Source organism: Bradyrhizobium sp. CSA112 (assembly GCF_029051645.1).
Lineage (GTDB): Bacteria > Pseudomonadota > Alphaproteobacteria > Rhizobiales > Xanthobacteraceae > Bradyrhizobium.
This window is the reverse complement of sequence record NZ_JAACFS010000023.1, coordinates 40,075-56,721: the sequence shown is the minus strand read 5'-3', so window position 1 is coordinate 56,721 and position 16,647 is coordinate 40,075. Positions and strand designations below refer to the sequence as shown.

Below are 16,647 nucleotides of genomic sequence, written 5' to 3'. Positions count from 1 at the left end.
GCGAGGCGCAGCGCCGTTCGATATACTGCACGCCGGTCCCTCGCAGTTCGTCCATGTCACACGATCCGCTCCTCACGCGCATCACTCCCCTCCTCGCCGCTGTCTCCGGCATTGCCGCCATTGTGCTCGGCGGATCGCGGGCGCGCGGAACAGCGCACGCCGCATCCGACCATGATATCGGCCTCTACTATGCTGACGGCGCCGGTTTGGATACCGATCAACTCCGCGAGGTGGTGAAAGCCATCGTCGACGAGCCGGACGCCATCCGCGTGACGCCCGTTGGCGAATGGGGGCCATGGATCGTCGGCGGCGCGTGGCTCGCGATCGGCGGACGCAAGGTCGACCTGCTCTACCGAAGCATCGACAAAGTCACGGAGACGATCGAAATGTGCCAGCGCGGCGACATCGGCATATATTACCAGCCCGGCCATCCGCATGGCTTTTGCTCCGCGATATGGATGGGCGAGGTCGCGCAGTGCCATCCGCTGCATGATCCTAACGGAGTGATCGCGGCGTTGAAGGCGAGCACTTCGCCCTACCCGCGCGCGATGCGCGATACCCTGATCCGGCGCTTTCAATGGGAAATCTTGTTCAGCATCGAGAATGCCGAGACCGCCCTGCCGCGCGGCGACAGCACCCATATTGCCGGCTGCGCCTACCGTGCACTGGCTTGCCTGGGACAGGTTCTGTTTGCCCTCAACGGGCAATATCTCATCAACGAGAAAAGCGCGTTGGCTGCGGCTGCCAGTTTTCCCGTGACGATCCGGGGCCTGACGGGCCGGGTCGCCGATCTCTGGCGATTGATCGGATCCGGACAGCACGAGGCGGCATTACAGACGCTGCGTTCGCTGGAGCATGATATCAGGGAGATATCAGCAGGGACCACCAACCCCGCGTGAAGGGGCGGTGCAAGCGGTAACGCCGCTCCCCGGATTGCGCTTCGCTCCATCCGGGCTACGAGATAGCTACCTCCCCCACCGGTCCTGCCAGATCTTTTCGCCGATCATGCAATTGACGCGCGGCTCCTTGCCTGCGGCCGGCACGACGTGGCGTTCCGGGGTGCGGCCGGCGACTTCCAACAGCAGCTTGGTGCGGATCGCTTCCTTGAACTTGTCGCGGTCTTTGATCGTCACGACGAAGGCGCCGGGGCCGCCGATGACGCAGTCCTCGTAATAGTAATCGAGATTGTCGATATCCATCGTGGAATAAGACGGCTCCTTCACCATGATCGGCAGGCCGTTGATGATGATGCCTTTTTCGAGCGCGGCGTCGCGCGCGACCGTCACCGGCATACCGTTGTTGTTGGGGCCGTCGCCGGAAATATCGATCACGCGCCGCAAGCCGCGGTGCGGGCTCTCGTCGAACAGCGGCAAGGCGAAGTTGATCGCACCCGATATCGAGGTGCGCGATGCCCGGCGGATCGGGGTCTTGACGATTTCATTGGCAACGGCGTCCGCCGTCTCGGGCCCGTCGATCAGGCGCCACGGGATGATGATCTTCTGGTCGGAGGATGCCGCCCATTCGAAATAGGTCACCGCGATCCGGCCGTTCGGGCCGCTCTTCAGCGCCTGCAGGAATTCCTTGGAGACGATCGCCTGTGCGTAGCCCTCCCGCTGCAGCGCGAGTTCGTCCATGTCCATCGAATAGGAGACGTCGACGGCAAGGACGAGTTCGACATCGACGGTCGGATTGGCATCCTTATCGGCCAGTTGGCGGCTCGCGTCCGGCTGGTGGCCCGGCCGGTTCGTTTGATACGGCGCGGCAAAACTCGCCACATCGCCGCCGGCGAGTACGCCCGCTACAAGCACGACCCCGATCGAGACATACCAGCGCATTGCGGCCCTCCCGTCGAACGACAGTGATGGTGACATGCAAAGCGGCCGACGCAAAGCGCTGAAATCATTTGTCCTTCACATTCGGGTTAGGATCAGGCTTCATCCGCAGCCCGCGTGCCCCGCAGGTTCCACTCCGCGATTCGCCTGCCCAGCGCCGCGCTTCGGGCTTGCACGATTACGGCGCTCGGCGCGACAGAAGCGATGCGGCCGGACAAGAAGGGCCGAATTGGCACGATCACGGTTACGCCTCCAAAACTTCCCGCAAATGACAGCCTGCCGCCATTGTTGCGCACGGCCGTTATGTCGAGCGGCCTGCTCGCTTTCGCGCATGAAAGCCCTGATCGAACTGAAACTCTCTGCAAACGCCCAGTTTCAGGACCGGCCCGGAGCCTGTAAACTGATCGAGGCGGCCGTCAGCTGCGGCGATCAGTCCATGGCGGAACGTCTGGCGGACTGAGCGCAGCGGGCCCGCCACAACTCGCTTGCTTGCCGGACTTGACTGGAAATGGCCGATACCGTCGTCACGCCAAAAACAAAGGTCAAAACCAAGACCGAGCGCCCGCGCCTGCACAAGGTCATTCTGATCAATGACGATTACACGCCGCGCGAATTCGTCGTCACCGTCCTGAAGGCCGAATTCCGCATGACCGAGGACCAGGCCCACAGGGTGATGATCACGGCGCACCGACGCGGCGTCTGCGTGGTCGCCGTGTTCACCAAGGACGTCGCCGAGACCAAGGCAACGCGCGCCACCGACGCCGGCCGCGCCAAGGGCTATCCGCTGCTGTTCACGACCGAGCCGGAAGAATGAATTCTCCCGTAGCCCGGATGGAGCGCAGCGCAATCCGGGCTCAGTCCTTCCGCTCGCCGAAATTGGTCGTATCGACGCGCCCATCGCCGCCCCAATCCGGAGGCAGAATGCCCGCGCGGACATAGCGATGCAGCGAGGAGAACGGCCAATCGGACGGCGAAGTTGCGAGTTGGTGCTTGACCGGATTGAAATGCACATAATTAACGCAGCGTTCGAAGTCGCCGTCGTCCCGTATGGTGTGTTCCCAAAATCGCCTTTGCCAAAGAGAATATTCACCACGATGATCCCGCGAAATCTTAGCGCCCACGGCGCGAACGCTTCGTGTGAAACTCCCCTTGATCCGACGCCACCTATCGGAAAAATCCGAGTCGCCAGGCGGCAATGTCAGAACTGCATGTAGGTGGTCGGGCAGAACGACGATGGCGTCGATAACAAACGGCCGTTCTCTTTGCGTTTCTCGAAATGCGGCGCGCAGCAGCTCGATATGATCGATCAACACCGACGACTTTCGGTCATCCAGCGTGACTGTGAAGAAAAACATCCCACCGGGGACGAAATTGCGCCGATAGCGGACCATGGAGCCAATCTACCCCAGATTGCGCTAGACGCGTAGCCCGGATGGAGCGCAGCGCAATCCGGGAACAGCTTTGGCCGCGGCCAAATCCCGGATTGCGCTGCGCTCCATCCGGGCTACGGGATTCCTCAGGCCGCCGATTTTTCGTCGACCAGGCCGTACACGCGTGCAGTCCTGGAGAAACCGGCGACCGGAAACTCGCCGAGATCGCTCCAGCCTTCCCGGCAGATGCCGGCAAATCCCTCCGATGCCACGACTGTGCGGCCGAGCTGGCTCGCGATCTTTTCCAGCCGCGCCGCCAGATTCACGGCTGGTCCAATGCAAGTGAAGTCGAGCCGGTTGCCGCCGCCGATATTGCCGTAGAGAATTCGCCCGACATGGAGCGCGAGGCCGAAGCGAAAACGTTCGACCGCATCGCCGATCGGATAGTTAAGGTTGGCAACGCTGGCACGGGATTCGTGGGCGGCTTCGAGCACGTGGCTGCAAACCTGCTGCTCGTCGCCGACATATTCATCGATCGGAAAAACCGCGAGCAGCCCATCGCCCATATACTTCAACACGTCGCCGCCATGCTTCTTGATCGCGGCGACCTGACAGTCGAAGTAATTGTTCAGGATGTCCACCACGGTCTCCGCCGGCACGCGATCGGACAGCGCTGTGAAGCCGCGCAGGTCGGACAGCCAGATCGCGGCGTTCATTGTCTCGGTGTGGCCGCGGCGGATTTGCCCGCCCATGATCCGTTCGCCGGCGCTGTTGCCGACATAGGTGTCCAAAAGGCTCGCAGCCATGCGGTTCAAACTGAGTATCTCGACCACCCGCGCCAATGGCTTCACAAGGCTTCGCAGCGCCACCAACTGTTCGTCTGTAAACCCGCCCGGCTGCTTGGTGGTCCAGCTCGATGCGTTCACCGTGCCGCCGATGAAAGGCAGCGGCAACGCGATATAATCCGTGATGCCTTCGGCGCGCAGCTCATCGACGATCGGAAAGCGATTGCTTTGCGGACCGTCCGAACGGGCCCGAACTTCCAGTCCTTGCCGGAACACGATGTACAGCGGGCTGGAGTGAAAATCCGGCGAGTCCAGAATCTTGTAGTCGACCGCGCCGATCTCGACCTCGGCGCCCGGCTTCCAGATGAAACTGCGCCCGTAGATTTCGGGGTGCAGCGTGCGGACGAAGACGCCGACACGCCACAGCGGCAGCCCCGCCGCGACCATCCGTTCGCAGCACTCGGCCATAAATCCCTTGGGGCTGGCCGCGGATCTGCCGCCATCCATCAGCCAGTCGGTCAACTCTCGCAGTCTTGATGCATCCATGACGCCGGTATTTGCCGCGCAACCCCGCGAAACGTCAAGCGCGCTCGCAACGACAGCCGGCGTGACCCGACGACGGAGCTGCGCTAGCTTTACGGTGCAAAAATAAGAGGAAACGTCAAAGTGTACGACATCATCATCGTCGGCGGCGGATCGGCGGGCTCGGTCATGGCCCACCGGCTCTCCGCTGGGAGTGCCAACAAGGTCCTGCTCTGTGAAGCCGGCCAGGACACCCCGCCCGGAAACGAACCGCCCGAAATCCGCGACAGCTATTCGGGGCTGGCGTATTTCGATCCGCGCTTCCACTGGACCGAACTCAAGGTCACGACCCAGATCGTCAGCCACAACAACCCGGATGAGAGCCGCCCGCCATTGCGCAAGTATGAGCAGGCGCGCGTGTTGGGTGGCGGATCCTCCATCAATGGCCAGATGGCAAATCGCGGCGCGCCGACCGATTACGAGGAGTGGGAGGCTCGCGGCGCCGTGGGCTGGAACTGGAAGGACGTGCTGCCTTACTTCAAGAAGGTCGAGCGCGACCTCGATTTCGACGGGCCGTTCCACGGCAAGGACGGCCGCATCCCTGTCCGCCGCATTCCGCACCAGCATTGGACAGGGCATTCGCAAGCGGTGGGCGAGGCCTGCAAGCTCGCCGGCTTTGCGTTCCTGCCCGACCAGAACGGCGAGTTCACAGACGGCTACTTCCCGGTGACGCACTCCAACCAGGACGAGCAGCGCGTCTCGGCCGCGATGGGCTATCTCGATCGCGAAACACGCAAGCGCGCCAACCTGACCATATCGACCAACACGCAAGTCAAGGAGCTGCTGTTCGAGGGCACGCAATGCGTCGGCGTCAAGGCGCTGGTCGATGGCCGGGAACAGGAGTTCCGCGGTCGCGAAATTATACTCTCATGTGGCGCGATCCATTCGCCGGCGCATCTGTTGCGCGCCGGCATTGGACCGGTCGGGCATCTGAAGGAGATGGGCATTCCGGTCTTGACGGGCCTCGCGGGCGTCGGCCAGGGTCTGATGGATCATCCCTCGATCGCGTTGTCGTCCTATGTCCGCCGTGGTGCGCGCATGAACGAGCACACCAGGCGCCACATCCAGATGGGGCTGCGCTACTCGTCGGGGCTTCCGGGCGTACCTGCCGGCGACATGTTCGTCGCCGTGCTCAGCAAGTCGGCCTGGCATTCGGTCGGCGAGCAGATCGCCTCGCTGCTCACCTTCGTCAACAAGACCTATTCGGAGACCGGGCAGGTGAAACTTGCCTCGCGCGACCCGCTGATAGAACCGATTGTCGAGTTCAACCTGTTGTCTGACAGGCGCGATCTCGACCGCCTGATGAGCGGCTTTCGCAAAATGGCGGCGCTGCAGATGAGCGCGCCGCTCAAGGCAGTCACCGACAAGCCGTTCCCGGCCTCGTATTCCGACCGCGTGCGCAAGATCGGCGTGGTCAACACGAAGAACAAGGTCCTCACCGCCATTGCCGCAACATTGATGGACGGGCCGGCGGCGCTGCGCCACTACATGATCGACAACTTCATTGTCGAAGGGTTCACGTTCGAGCAGGTCATGAGCGACGACGAGGTGCTCGAGGCTTTCGTGCGCAAGGCGGCGATCGGCGTGTGGCATGCCTCGTGCTCGTGCCGGATGGGCCGGGCGGACGATCCGATGGCGGTCGTCGATACGCAAGGCCGGGTCAAGGGAGTGCAGGGTTTGCGCGTGGTCGACGCCTCGATCTTCCCGGTGGTGCCGTGCGCCAACACCAATTTCCCGGTCCTGATGGCGGCAGAAAAGATCGCAGACGCCATGCAGTGAGAGAGGCCGGGATTCCTACCCGCCGACCTGGCCGCGGTGGCGCAAGAAATGGTCGGCCAGCACGCAGGCCATCATGGCCTCGCCCACCGGCACCGCGCGGATGCCGACGCAGGGGTCGTGGCGGCCCTTGGTCATGATGTCGGTGTCGGCGCCTGCGCGATCCACCGTCTTGCGCGGCGAGAGAATCGAGGACGTCGGCTTCACCGCAAAGCGCACCACCACCGGCTGGCCCGTCGAGATGCCGCCGAGCACGCCGCCGGCGTGGTTGGACAGGAAGCGCGTGCCGTTATTGCCGGTGCGCATCTCGTCGGCGTTTTGCTCGCCCGACAATTCGGCAGCAGCAAAGCCGGCCCCGATCTCGACGCCCTTCACCGCATTGATGCTCATCATGGCCGCCGCCAGGTCGCCGTCGAGCTTGGCATAGATCGGCGCGCCCCACCCCGCCGGAACGCCTTCGGCGATCACTTCGATGACGGCACCGATCGAGGAGCCGGCCTTGCGGATGCCGTCGAGATACTGCTCGAAGAAATCAGCCTTCTCCTTGTCGGGACAGAAGAACGGATTGCGCGCGATCTCGTCCCAGTCCCATCTGTCGCGATCGATCTTGTGCGGGCCCATCTGCACCAGCGCGCCGCGGATCTTCACGTCAGGCAGGATTTTTCGCGCGATGGCGCCGGCCGCGACGCGCGTCGCGGTCTCACGTGCGGAGGAGCGCCCGCCGCCACGATAATCGCGCAGGCCGTATTTGGCCTCATAGGTGAAGTCGGCGTGACCGGGCCGAAACTTGTCCTTGATCTCGGAATAGTCCTTGGAGCGCTGATCGGTGTTTTCGATCAGGAGCGCGATCGGCGTTCCCGTCGTGACCTGCACGCCGGTCTCGGGATGGGCCATCACGCCGGACAGGATCTTTACGGCATCCGGCTCCTGGCGCTGGGTGGTGAAGCGCGATTGTCCGGGACGGCGGCGGTCGAGATCGTGCTGGATGTCCGCATTCGTCAGCGGGATCAGCGGCGGGCAACCATCGACCACGCAGCCGATCGCGACCCCATGGCTTTCGCCGAAGGTCGTGACCCGGAACAGATGGCCGAAGGTGTTGTGGGACATGGCGTGTCGTAACGCGGTGCCAGGCGGCGGTCAAACCCGCAGACCGTCATTCCGGGATGGTCCGAAGGACCAGACCCGGAATCTCGAGATTCCGGGTCTGGCGCTCACGCGCCATCCCGGAATGACGGCATTCATCGGCCTCCCCTTAACTATACTTCCTAAGCCCCCCGTCGCGAAACACGTAAACCGCGCCCTGCTCGATCAGGAGGTCGGCGGCGCTGGCCGGCGTTTCGATGCTGAGCGCCACCATCAGCGCCCGCGCGGTGCCGCCATGGGCCACCGCGACGGTGTCCGCGCGCAGGGAATCGTACCAGTCGCGCATCCGAAGCTGAACCTCGGCATAGGTCTCGCCGCCTTCCGGCGCCATCGTCCACTTCGCCGTCAGCCGTTTGGCATACAGCATGGGGTCGGCCGCCTGCATCTCGGCCAGCGTCGAGCCCTCCCAGACGCCGTAGCCGATCTCGCGGAGGCGATCGTCGAGTGCGTAGTCTTCCGGCGGAAGTTTCAGGGCGCCGCGCACCAATTCCATTGTCGCCCGCGCGCGGCCAAGCGGGCTTGCGACGAACGGCAGCGCAGCCTTGTCGCGGCCGTCGCGCGCGAACAGCTCGGCCAGCACGCTGCCGGCATGGGCAGCCTGCCGGCGGCCGAGATCATTGAGCGGAATGTCCTGCGCGCCCTGCAGCCTGCCTTCCGCGTTCCACGACGTCTCGCCGTGGCGGATGTAGTAGATCACGGGCGAAGGCATCGGACTGTCAGGCTATTCCTTGGCTACCGAATTCGAGAGCGAGATATCCGGCGCGTCGGGCCGCTTCATGCCGACGACGTGATAGCCGGAATCGACATGATGCACCTCGCCGGTGACGCCGCGCGACAGGTCCGACAGCAGATAGAGCGCGCTGTCGCCGACCTCCTCGATGCTGACGTTGCGGCGCAACGGCGCGTTGTATTCGTTCCACTTCAGAATATAGCGGAAATCGCCGATGCCGGACGCCGCCAGCGTCTTGATGGGACCTGCCGAGATCGCGTTGACGCGGATGTTCTTCTCGCCAAGGTCAGCGGCGAGATAACGCACGCTGGCTTCGAGCGCTGCCTTCGCCACGCCCATGACGTTGTAGTGCGGCATCCATTTCTCGGCGCCGTAATAGGTCAGCGTGATGATCGACCCGCCGTCGGTCATGAGCTTTTCGGCGCGTTGAGTGATCGCGGTCAGCGAATAGCAGGAGATCAGCATGCTCTTGGTGAAATTGTCCTGCGTCGTCTCGAGGTAACGGCCGTCGAGCTGGTCCTTGTCGGCGAAGGCGATGGCATGGACCACGAAGTCGATCTTGCCCCATTTTTCGCGAAGCACGTCGAATACCGCGTCGATGGTGGCAGAATCGGTGACGTCGCAATGGCCCAGCAAGAGGCCGTTCAGTTCCTTCGCTAGCGGCTCGACCCGCTTCTTCAGCGCATCGCCCTGCCAGGTGAGCGCGATTTCCGCGCCCGCGTCGTGGCATGCCTTGGCGATGCCCCAGGCGATCGAGCGATTGTTGGCGACGCCGAGGATCACCCCGCGCTTGCCCTGCATCAGACCTGATTTTTGCGACATCCGGTTTCCAATCGAGCTTCCCTGTGGGGCTTGGAGGTACACCAGCAGTCCAGCGCGGTCGAGCCTAAATCGGCTCTCGGATTACCGCTGTTCCGGATCGGGCTCAATGGCCGGAATAGATGCTGCGATTAGGTGTTATGCTAGGTAAGGCGTTCGCGCCCGACAACTCTTGCAATCTGGTCCCGATGAGCGCGTTTCGCCAAAGTGTCGAAGCCATGATTCCGGCGCTCCGCCGCTATGCACGCGCGCTCGCGCGCGATGCCGACATCGCCGACGATCTGGTGCAGGATACGCTGGTGCGCGCGCTGCGTTCGGAACGGCTGTTTCTCGGCGGCGACGTCAGGAGCTGGCTCTACACGATCCTGACCAATTTGAACAAGAACCGGCGGCGCTCGCTGGCGCGGCGGCCGCAGTTCATGCCGCTGCTCGACAACAACCCCGACGCCAGCGGCACCGAGGCGGAGGGCCGCGACATCGCCCGCGCGCTGGCAACGCTGGTGGAAGAGCAGCGCTCGGTGCTCCTGCTGGTGATGCTGGAAGGACTGAGTTACCGCGAGGTCGCCGAAATCCAGGGCGTGCCGATCGGCACCGTAATGTCCCGGCTTGCCCGCGCACGCGCGCATGTCAAAGCTTCGCTGGAGGGCGAGCGCGCAGCGCTGCGGCGGGTGAAATGAGGCGCATGAAACGCGTTACGCATAGGCTGATCAGGAATAGACAGAGACGACGACAATGACCGATCGCAACATCCCCGTCACCGAAGACGAGCTGCATGCTTACGTCGACAACGAGTTGCCGGCGGAACGCCGCGGCGACGTCGAGGCGTGGCTCGCAGCGCATCCCGACGATGCCGCGCGGGTGCAGTCGTGGCGCGCGATGGCGGAGGCGCTGCATGCCAGGTACGATTCGATTGTCGATGAGGCGGTGCCGAAGCGGCTCGAGATCGAACGGCTGGTGCGAGAGCCGCGCAAATGGGTGTACGGCGCGCTCGCCGCGACGCTGGCGGCGTTCATCGTCGGCGGCGGCATTGGCTGGGTCGCGCGCGGCGCGGCGGCAGCGCCTTCGGCTTTCCAAAATCTGACGGTGCATGCGATCGAGGCGCACCGGCTCTACGTGGTGGAAGTACGGCATCCCGTCGAGGTGCCGGGCAGCGAGCGCAACCATCTGCAACAGTGGCTGACCAAGCGCTGCGGCTGGGTCGTCCGCGCGCCCGAACTGGCGGGAGCAGGATTGAAGCTCGTCGGCGGACGGCTGCTGCCGGGTTCCGTGGGTCCGGCGTCGTTCCTTATGTACGAGAGCGCGTCGGGCGAACGCTTTACAATCTATACGGTGAAATCGGACGCCGGGGCGACGCAGATGCGATACGCGGCGGAAGGCAAGGAAAGCACCCTGTTTTGGGCCGACGACGGCGTCGTCTATGCGGTTGTGTCGACCGGCGTCGACCGGGGCCGGCTGACGCAGATTGCCCAAGCCGTCTACGATCAGATGGAAAAAAAGGGCTAACCCGTTGGCTCCATCCGAGCTACCGGCAAAAAGAGTGGCGGACCGGCAACACCCCGGCGCTTGTCCCAATTCTGACATCGAAAATCTGGAATGAAACCACCAGCGCGTCTCATTAATGCACCGGGTGATCACGCGAAAATGAGTGGCGTTCGATCCGCCGATCGGCGCAAGCGGCCTCGATCGGGGTTTGGTACCGCGCTGGTCCCCCTTTCGAGGCCGCCCTTTTTCCGGGAAACTCTGTGTTTCCCGGGAAAAAGCGCGCTTTTTCGGGAAACTGCTGCTCGGAACCCCGCTATCGTTTCCACGCAAAATTCGCGCCGCGAACCCGGCCGAATCAGCCAAAATCGCTGCGCGGATTGTACGGATGGCTATCGCGCCACCTCTCCATCAATGCCTCGAGCTCGCTATCGTTCCCGTCGGGCAAGATAATTCGGGTGATGACGAACAGGTCCCCGGTTCCCCCAAGCTTGGGCAGGCCCTTGCCCTTGAGGCGGAAGGTTCGGCCGCTGGAGGTATTTTTCGGAATCGACAGTTCGACCGCGCTGCCAAGGGTAGGAACCCGGACCTTGCCGCCCAGCACGGCCTCATAGAGCGTAATGGGCAGGTCCAGCCGCAGGTCGCTGCCATCGACCTTGAAAAAAGGATGCGGCGCGATGTTGACCGTAATCAGGAGGTCACCCGGCGGATGGCCCGGCGCGGTTTCGCCCTGTCCCTTCAGCCGGATCTGCTGGCCGGCGGTGACGCCTGCCGGAATCTTGACGTTGAGCTCCTTGCCGGTCGGCAGGCGGACGCGCTTCTCCCCGCCCTTGACCGCCTCCTCCAGCGACACCGTCATGGCGACGTTCAGATCGAGATCGAGGCCGATCCCGCCGGTCTCGAATTCAAAGGTCCTGCCACCGCCGGGACGTGCCCCCCGGGCAGCACCGCCGAACATGCTGTTGAGGATGTCCTCGAAGCCAGCCCCGCCCATGCCGCTGGGGCCGCCGCCGGTGCGGAAGGTGTAGGATTCGAAGCCGCCGGGCCCACCGGCGCGGCCGCGCGGGTCGCCGCCGGGAAAGCCGCTACCAGAAAAACCCTGGAAGCGTGGCTTGCCCTCGGCGTCGATCTCGCCGCGGTCGAACTGCTTGCGCTTGTCCTCGTCGCCGATGATCTCGTTGGCCGAATTGATCTCGGAAAAGCGTGCAGCCGCCTTCGGATCGTTCTTGTTGTTGTCCGGGTGATGCTTCTTGGCGAGCCTGCGATAGGCACTCTTGATCGCCGCAGCGCTGGCGCCCCGCGGCACCCCCAAGACCTCATAGGGGTCGCGCATCCGTCACATCTCCTTCACGGGAATTCGGTTCTCGAAGCTTAGGGCAATTCGCCCGCTTTGGCTTCATCTGGGGAGCCAGTTGCATTTTTGCAACGGCTGGAAGCGCTTGTTCAGCCCCTCGTCCAGGGTTTGATGGTGTGGATTTCCCATCGACCATGGCCGGCCTTGCAGGCAGCGCCCTGCAGCCAGCTCTCCGCGCGGCCGTTGACGTAGCTCGCCAGGAAATCCCGGCAGGTGCGCCCGTCTTCCGCGGAATAGGCTTGCGACAGTGGCGTCACCGAGCCGCGCGCGCCGGTCTCCGGATTTTCCCAAGGCTGGCTGGAATCCTTGTCGCCCTTGGTCAGCACGTCGGAGGCGGCGGTGCGTGCAAAGGCGAGATCGCTCTCGGTCGGCACCGGCGGGGCGCCCGGTTGCTTGCTCAGCGAACCCGTGACGTCGGCGGCGTTCATCCTGGCGTAGGCGTCGGGGCGCGACAGGCTGCAGCCGCCCGAGCCGAGGCCGATCAAAATCAATGTCATCGCCGCTCCCGTCGGCCCGATCGCCGATAGGCCAACGCGTCCCCATGTCCTATATAGGGCGAGCCCGTACCGGGGCTGCAACGCGCTCTGGGACGCGAACGGACGCAACTGGGACTCCTGACATGACGGACACGACCTCCATCAAACACCCGACACCGTTAACATCGGGTGATTTTACCGCCGCCGAGGAACCGTTTGCGCTGTTCGCCGAGTGGTTTGCGGAAGCCGTGAAGTCCGAGCCGAACGATCCCAATGCGATGGCGCTGGCGACTGTCGATAGCGACGGGCTGCCGGATGTCCGGATGGTGCTGATGAAGGGCTATGATGCGGATGGTTTCGTATTCTACAGCCACATCGCCAGCCAGAAGGGCCGTGAACTCGCCGCAAATCCTAAGGCGGCTTTACTATTTCACTGGAAGTCGCTGCGTCGTCAGGTGCGCATCCGCGGCAACGTGTCGCCGGTGACGGATGAGGAAGCCGACGCCTACTTTGCCACGCGGCCGAAGCAGGCGCAGATCGGCGCCTGGGCCAGCAAGCAATCGCAGCCGCTGGAAAGCCGCTTTGCCTTCGAGCAGGCGATCGCGCTGGTCGCCGCCAAATACATGATCGGCGAAGTGCCGCGCCCGCCCGGGTGGAGCGGCTGGCGCATTTATCCCACACATTTCGAATTCTGGCACGACCGCCCGTTCCGCCTGCACGACCGCATCGAATTCCGCCGCGATGCGCCGACCGAGACGCAGTGGAGCAAGGTGCGACTCTATCCCTGAATGATCGTCATCGCCGGACTAAAGCGCGAAGCGCGTCTTCGTGTAGGATGTCCCGGCCATCCACGACTTCCTTCTACGCGACAAGACAAGACGTGGATGCCCGGCAACGCAGACAAGTCTACGCAGTCCGCGCAAGGCAGCCTACGATTGCCGAGCATGACGAAAACCGAGAGAACCTGAATGCCCCCTTCATCCAATGCGCCGCGGCGCACGCTGCTCCTGACCGGCGCCAGCCGCGGCATCGGCCACGCCACCGCGATCCGGTTCTCATCCGCCGGCTGGCGCGTCATCACCTGCTCGCGGCATGCCTTTCCGGAAATCTGCCCATGGGGCGCAGGCCCGGAGGATCACATCGAGGTCGACCTCGGCAGCCACGACGACACCGTGCGCGCGATCTCCGAGATCCGCAGGCGGCTGGAGAACGACGAGCTGCACGCGCTGGTCAACAACGCCGCGATCTCGCCCAAGGCCCCGGACGGCGGGCGGCTCGGCACCATGGACACCGATATCGAAACCTGGAGCCACGTCTTTCACGTCAACTTCTTCGCGCCGGTCATGATCGCGCGCGGCCTGATCGAGGAATTGAAGCACGCCAGGGGCGCGGTGGTGAACGTCACCTCGATCGCGGGCTCGCGCGTGCACCCGTTCGCCGGCGTCGCCTACGCGACCTCGAAGGCGGCGCTTGCTTCACTCACGCGGGAAATGGCCTTCGATTTCGGCCGGGTCGGCGTCCGCGTCAACGCGATCGCGCCGGGCGAGATCGACACCTCGATCCTGTCGCCGGGCACCGAGAAGATCGTCGAGCAGCAGATTCCGATGCACCGGCTCGGCACGCCGGACGAGGTGGCGAAGATCATCTATGTGCTGTGTACTGAAACCAGCTCGTATGTGAACGGCGCGGAGATTCACATCAACGGCGGCCAGCACGTCTAGTGCGACGTGGTCGCAGATCTCGCAGTGATCTGCGTAGGATGGGTAGAGCGCAGCGAAACCCATCATCGGCTCGCGATGAAGCGATGGGTATCGCTTCGCTCCACCCATCCTACGCTACTACGTTACTTCGCAAACTCGCCGCTCACTCCGCGTAAAACTTCCGCGTCGCGGTTCGCACCGCCGCAGCGTCGAGATTCAAAGTGCTCGAACACTCGTCCTCGTTCTCGCCGTCCGCCAGCGCCGCGCCGCAGTGCCGGCAAAGCCGCGTCGAGAACGCCTGCGCCTTGCCAGCAGAGCGGCTCTGCTGATAGCGCGCCAGATCGATGACGTTGCGTGGCGACATTATGAGTTTCTCAACCATGGGATCCTCGCGGCCTGAGATACACTTTATCGCAGACAAGTTTCGACCATTCGTTCAGTCCACCGCTCAAATTTTAGCGGTGGGATTGAGCCGATCTTTCGCACATCGGGAACCGCACGGAACCGTGATCTACAGCCACTTCTTCCATCTGAAGAACAAGTACGGCAGCACTGCTGCCATGAGCATCATGAGCAGCGCCATCGGATAGCCGTGCGCCCATTCGAGTTCCGGCATCGCCTTGAAGTTCATGCCGTAGACCGACGCGATCAAGGTCGGCGGCATCAGCACCACCGCCATTACCGAGAACAGCTTGATGATGTTGTTCTGCTCGAGATTGACGACGCCGAGCATCGCGTCGAGCGTAAAGGTGATCTTGTTGGAGAGGTAGGACGCGTGGTCGGTCAGGGAACCGACGTCGCGCTGCATGGTCTTGAGTTGCTCGCGCATGTCCTTGGACCATTTGACGCCTTCCATCACCGCCGACAGGAAGGTGACCACGCGGCCGATCGAAACCAGGCTCTCGCGGATCTTGGAGACCAGGTCGCCCTTGCGGCCGATCGCGATCAGGATCTGCGAGTATCGCTTGGCCTGACCATGTCGTGCGCTTTCCGGCTCGAAGATGTCGTGCGAGACCTGGTCGACCTCGGCGCCGGCGCGCTCCAGAATGTCGGCGCAGCGGTCGATCACCGCGTCGAGCAATTCCATCAGCACCATTTCGCCCGAGATCCCCGGCAGGCATGACCGCGACAGCTTATGCTCGACGAGGGCAAACGGCTTCGGCTCGTCGTAGCGGACCGTCACGAGGCGGTGGCCAGCGAGGATGAAGGTGACGGCGGTGGTCCGCGGCATATCGGTGTCGGATTGGCACATCAGCGTCGCCGTCATGTAGCGGGCGGCGTTCTCGATATAGAGCCGGCTGGAAATCTCGATCTCCTGCATGTCCTCCCGGGTCGGTACTGCAATCCCGGTCAGCCGCTCGACCGCCCGGTCCTCCTCCAGCGTTGGATTCAACAGGTCGATCCAGACCGCATTGTCGGGCAACGCCGCCGGGTCGGCGGCCGGCAGCTTCTTCAAGCTAGATTCAGAGGGAACAAACACCGAAAACATGGGCAACTCCGGAACGGGGCGCAGTCTCTCGTCTTTGACGCGAACCGGTAACCACCCCGGATCAAGTCCGGGGCAGGCTTTCGCTTGAACACGCTACGAGCACCCAGCGGCACTAAAGCCGATTCTGGCAAGCGCTTCATGACCGGCGCATTAACCGCCGATCCACATTTGTGGCAGTGAGGCGGCGCTCGCGCGGCCACGATTTGGCCCCGTGCCACCCCTGCCCTGAAATCAACCGGAACTCGCAAAATTTGCGGCAAAAAAGCCACAGCTAGCCTTCCGCAGCGCCGAACGGACGTGCAAATGCTGGCATATCTGCCGGTTTTTGCGGATACTGGGATTAATGGAATCGTCGCGTTTTTGGCGCAAGATTGTTGCTGCGAACGCCAGACTTTCGATTGGAAGTGTACCCATGTCGTCGCTGAAAGTAATCTTGGGGCTGCTCGCCGTCGGCCTTGCGTTGTCCGGCTGCATGCCGGCAACCACCTATCAGGCCGCCCCTGAAGCCAACCTCAAGCCGAACGACAAGGCCCAGCTCGCCAAGGCGCGCTACGCCGCTGTTCCGCCGGCAGAGCCGTTCCGCCGCGCCATTGTGGACTATCACCGCAAGGAACTGCCCGGCACCATCGTCGTCGATTCCGACAACCACTACCTCTATCTGGTTCAGGACGGCGGCAAGGCGATCCGCTATGGCGTCACTGTCGGCGAGGAAGCCCTCGCCTTCTCCGGCATCGCCCGCGTCGGCAACATGGCCGAATGGCCGAAATGGACACCGACCGCTGACATTCACAAGCGTATCGAAGGCCTGCCTGCCTCCGTGCCCGGCGGCGTCGACAATCCGCTAGGCGCCCGCGCGCTCTATCTGTACCAGGGCAACAAGGACACGCTGTTCCGCATCCACGGCACCAACCAGCCCGAATATATAGGCGCCTCGATCTCGTCGGGCTGCATCCGCATGACCAACGAGGACGTTATCGACCTCTACGGCCGGGTGAAGCACGGTACGGTGGTGGTCGTGCTCGAGCCCAAGCAGGGCGACTCGCCGTACAATTCCAAGATGGCGCTGCAGGGCGGCGGCAACGCCGGCCCGGTGGCCCATTAGCCGACGCCGG

At 63.4% G+C, this 16,647-nt stretch carries 19 protein-coding genes; 9 read left to right on the top strand and 10 right to left on the bottom strand.

Translation table 11 applies throughout. The features are described from left to right. The first annotated feature begins 53 nt into the window (after positions 1–53). On the top strand, positions 54–899 hold the full coding sequence (locus GWE18_RS28610) for a nucleotidyltransferase domain-containing protein (RefSeq protein WP_275189053.1): 846 nt from the start codon (positions 54–56) through the stop codon (positions 897–899). A gap of 66 nt (positions 900–965) precedes the next feature. On the opposite strand, the gene GWE18_RS28605 is transcribed toward GWE18_RS28610, so the two are convergent. After that, positions 966–1,835 carry a DUF1194 domain-containing protein gene (locus GWE18_RS28605; RefSeq protein WP_275189052.1) on the bottom strand — a complete coding sequence of 290 codons (870 nt, stop codon included), beginning with the start codon at positions 1,833–1,835 and terminating at the stop codon, positions 966–968. A gap of 328 nt (positions 1,836–2,163) precedes the next feature. Here GWE18_RS28605 and GWE18_RS28600 point away from each other — a divergent pair, with 328 nt between their 5' ends. Together GWE18_RS28600 and clpS are read left to right on the top strand one after the other, a co-directional pair. Continuing rightward, positions 2,164–2,292 (top strand): hypothetical protein, encoded by a 129-nt coding sequence (locus GWE18_RS28600; RefSeq protein WP_275189051.1) that lies wholly within the window; start codon positions 2,164–2,166, stop codon positions 2,290–2,292. A 48-nt stretch (positions 2,293–2,340) separates the two neighbouring features. After that, positions 2,341–2,646 carry an ATP-dependent Clp protease adapter ClpS gene (gene clpS, locus GWE18_RS28595; RefSeq protein WP_275189050.1) on the top strand — a complete coding sequence of 102 codons (306 nt, stop codon included), beginning with the start codon at positions 2,341–2,343 and terminating at the stop codon, positions 2,644–2,646. A 40-nt stretch (positions 2,647–2,686) separates the two neighbouring features. On the opposite strand, the gene GWE18_RS28590 is transcribed toward clpS, so the two are convergent. Beyond that, complete coding sequence (locus GWE18_RS28590; protein WP_275189049.1) at positions 2,687–3,223, bottom strand: transposase; 537 nt, start codon at positions 3,221–3,223, stop codon at positions 2,687–2,689. 125 nt (positions 3,224–3,348) lie between these two features. Further along, positions 3,349–4,533 (bottom strand): adenylate/guanylate cyclase domain-containing protein, encoded by a 1,185-nt coding sequence (locus GWE18_RS28585; RefSeq protein ID WP_275189048.1) that lies wholly within the window; start codon positions 4,531–4,533, stop codon positions 3,349–3,351. A 120-nt stretch (positions 4,534–4,653) separates the two neighbouring features. Between GWE18_RS28585 and GWE18_RS28580 the strand changes: the two genes are divergently transcribed. Continuing rightward, positions 4,654–6,348, top strand: coding sequence for a GMC oxidoreductase (locus GWE18_RS28580; RefSeq protein ID WP_275189046.1), 1,695 nt, complete (start codon positions 4,654–4,656; stop codon positions 6,346–6,348). A 15-nt stretch (positions 6,349–6,363) separates the two neighbouring features. Here GWE18_RS28580 and aroC read toward each other — a convergent pair whose 3' ends face one another. The 3 genes from aroC to fabI all read right to left on the bottom strand — a co-directional run bounded on the left by aroC (position 6,364) and on the right by fabI (position 9,040). Further along, complete coding sequence (gene aroC / locus GWE18_RS28575; RefSeq protein ID WP_275189045.1) at positions 6,364–7,452, bottom strand: chorismate synthase; 1,089 nt, start codon at positions 7,450–7,452, stop codon at positions 6,364–6,366. A gap of 145 nt (positions 7,453–7,597) precedes the next feature. Continuing rightward, a complete protein-coding gene (locus GWE18_RS28570) occupies positions 7,598–8,197 on the bottom strand; it encodes a histidine phosphatase family protein (RefSeq protein ID WP_275189044.1) in 600 nt (199 codons plus the stop codon). Between the two features lie 12 nt (positions 8,198–8,209). Continuing rightward, positions 8,210–9,040, bottom strand: a complete 831-nt coding sequence (gene fabI / locus GWE18_RS28565) for an enoyl-ACP reductase FabI (RefSeq protein WP_275189043.1) — start codon at positions 9,038–9,040, stop codon at positions 8,210–8,212. Positions 9,041–9,225: 185 nt separating this feature from the next. Here fabI and GWE18_RS28560 point away from each other — a divergent pair, with 185 nt between their 5' ends. Continuing rightward, positions 9,226–9,714 (top strand): RNA polymerase sigma factor, encoded by a 489-nt coding sequence (locus tag GWE18_RS28560; protein WP_057855117.1) that lies wholly within the window; start codon positions 9,226–9,228, stop codon positions 9,712–9,714. A 55-nt stretch (positions 9,715–9,769) separates the two neighbouring features. Continuing rightward, positions 9,770–10,540, top strand: coding sequence for an anti-sigma factor (locus GWE18_RS28555; protein WP_275189041.1), 771 nt, complete (start codon positions 9,770–9,772; stop codon positions 10,538–10,540). A gap of 334 nt (positions 10,541–10,874) precedes the next feature. Here GWE18_RS28555 and GWE18_RS28550 read toward each other — a convergent pair whose 3' ends face one another. Together GWE18_RS28550 and GWE18_RS28545 are read right to left on the bottom strand one after the other, a co-directional pair. Continuing rightward, positions 10,875–11,849, bottom strand: coding sequence for a J domain-containing protein (locus tag GWE18_RS28550; protein WP_275189040.1), 975 nt, complete (start codon positions 11,847–11,849; stop codon positions 10,875–10,877). 110 nt (positions 11,850–11,959) lie between these two features. Continuing rightward, positions 11,960–12,367, bottom strand: coding sequence for an RT0821/Lpp0805 family surface protein (locus GWE18_RS28545; protein WP_275189039.1), 408 nt, complete (start codon positions 12,365–12,367; stop codon positions 11,960–11,962). A gap of 122 nt (positions 12,368–12,489) precedes the next feature. On the opposite strand from GWE18_RS28545, the gene pdxH reads away from it, so the two are divergent. Both pdxH and GWE18_RS28535 read left to right on the top strand, forming a co-directional pair. Continuing rightward, a complete protein-coding gene (gene pdxH, locus GWE18_RS28540) occupies positions 12,490–13,134 on the top strand; it encodes a pyridoxamine 5'-phosphate oxidase (protein WP_275189038.1) in 645 nt (214 codons plus the stop codon). 180 nt (positions 13,135–13,314) lie between these two features. After that, positions 13,315–14,067, top strand: a complete 753-nt coding sequence (locus GWE18_RS28535; protein WP_057855112.1) for an SDR family oxidoreductase — start codon at positions 13,315–13,317, stop codon at positions 14,065–14,067. Between the two features lie 142 nt (positions 14,068–14,209). Here the strand turns inward: GWE18_RS28535 and GWE18_RS28530 are convergent, their stop codons facing one another. Together GWE18_RS28530 and GWE18_RS28525 are read right to left on the bottom strand one after the other, a co-directional pair. After that, positions 14,210–14,428 carry a hypothetical protein gene (locus GWE18_RS28530; protein WP_275189037.1) on the bottom strand — a complete coding sequence of 73 codons (219 nt, stop codon included), beginning with the start codon at positions 14,426–14,428 and terminating at the stop codon, positions 14,210–14,212. A 129-nt stretch (positions 14,429–14,557) separates the two neighbouring features. Then, complete coding sequence (locus GWE18_RS28525) at positions 14,558–15,535, bottom strand: magnesium transporter CorA family protein (protein ID WP_275189036.1); 978 nt, start codon at positions 15,533–15,535, stop codon at positions 14,558–14,560. 412 nt (positions 15,536–15,947) lie between these two features. Here GWE18_RS28525 and GWE18_RS28520 point away from each other — a divergent pair, with 412 nt between their 5' ends. Next, positions 15,948–16,637: a L,D-transpeptidase gene (locus tag GWE18_RS28520; protein WP_275189035.1), complete on the top strand. Its 690-nt coding sequence runs from the start codon at positions 15,948–15,950 to the stop codon at positions 16,635–16,637. Positions 16,638–16,647 lie beyond the last annotated feature (10 nt).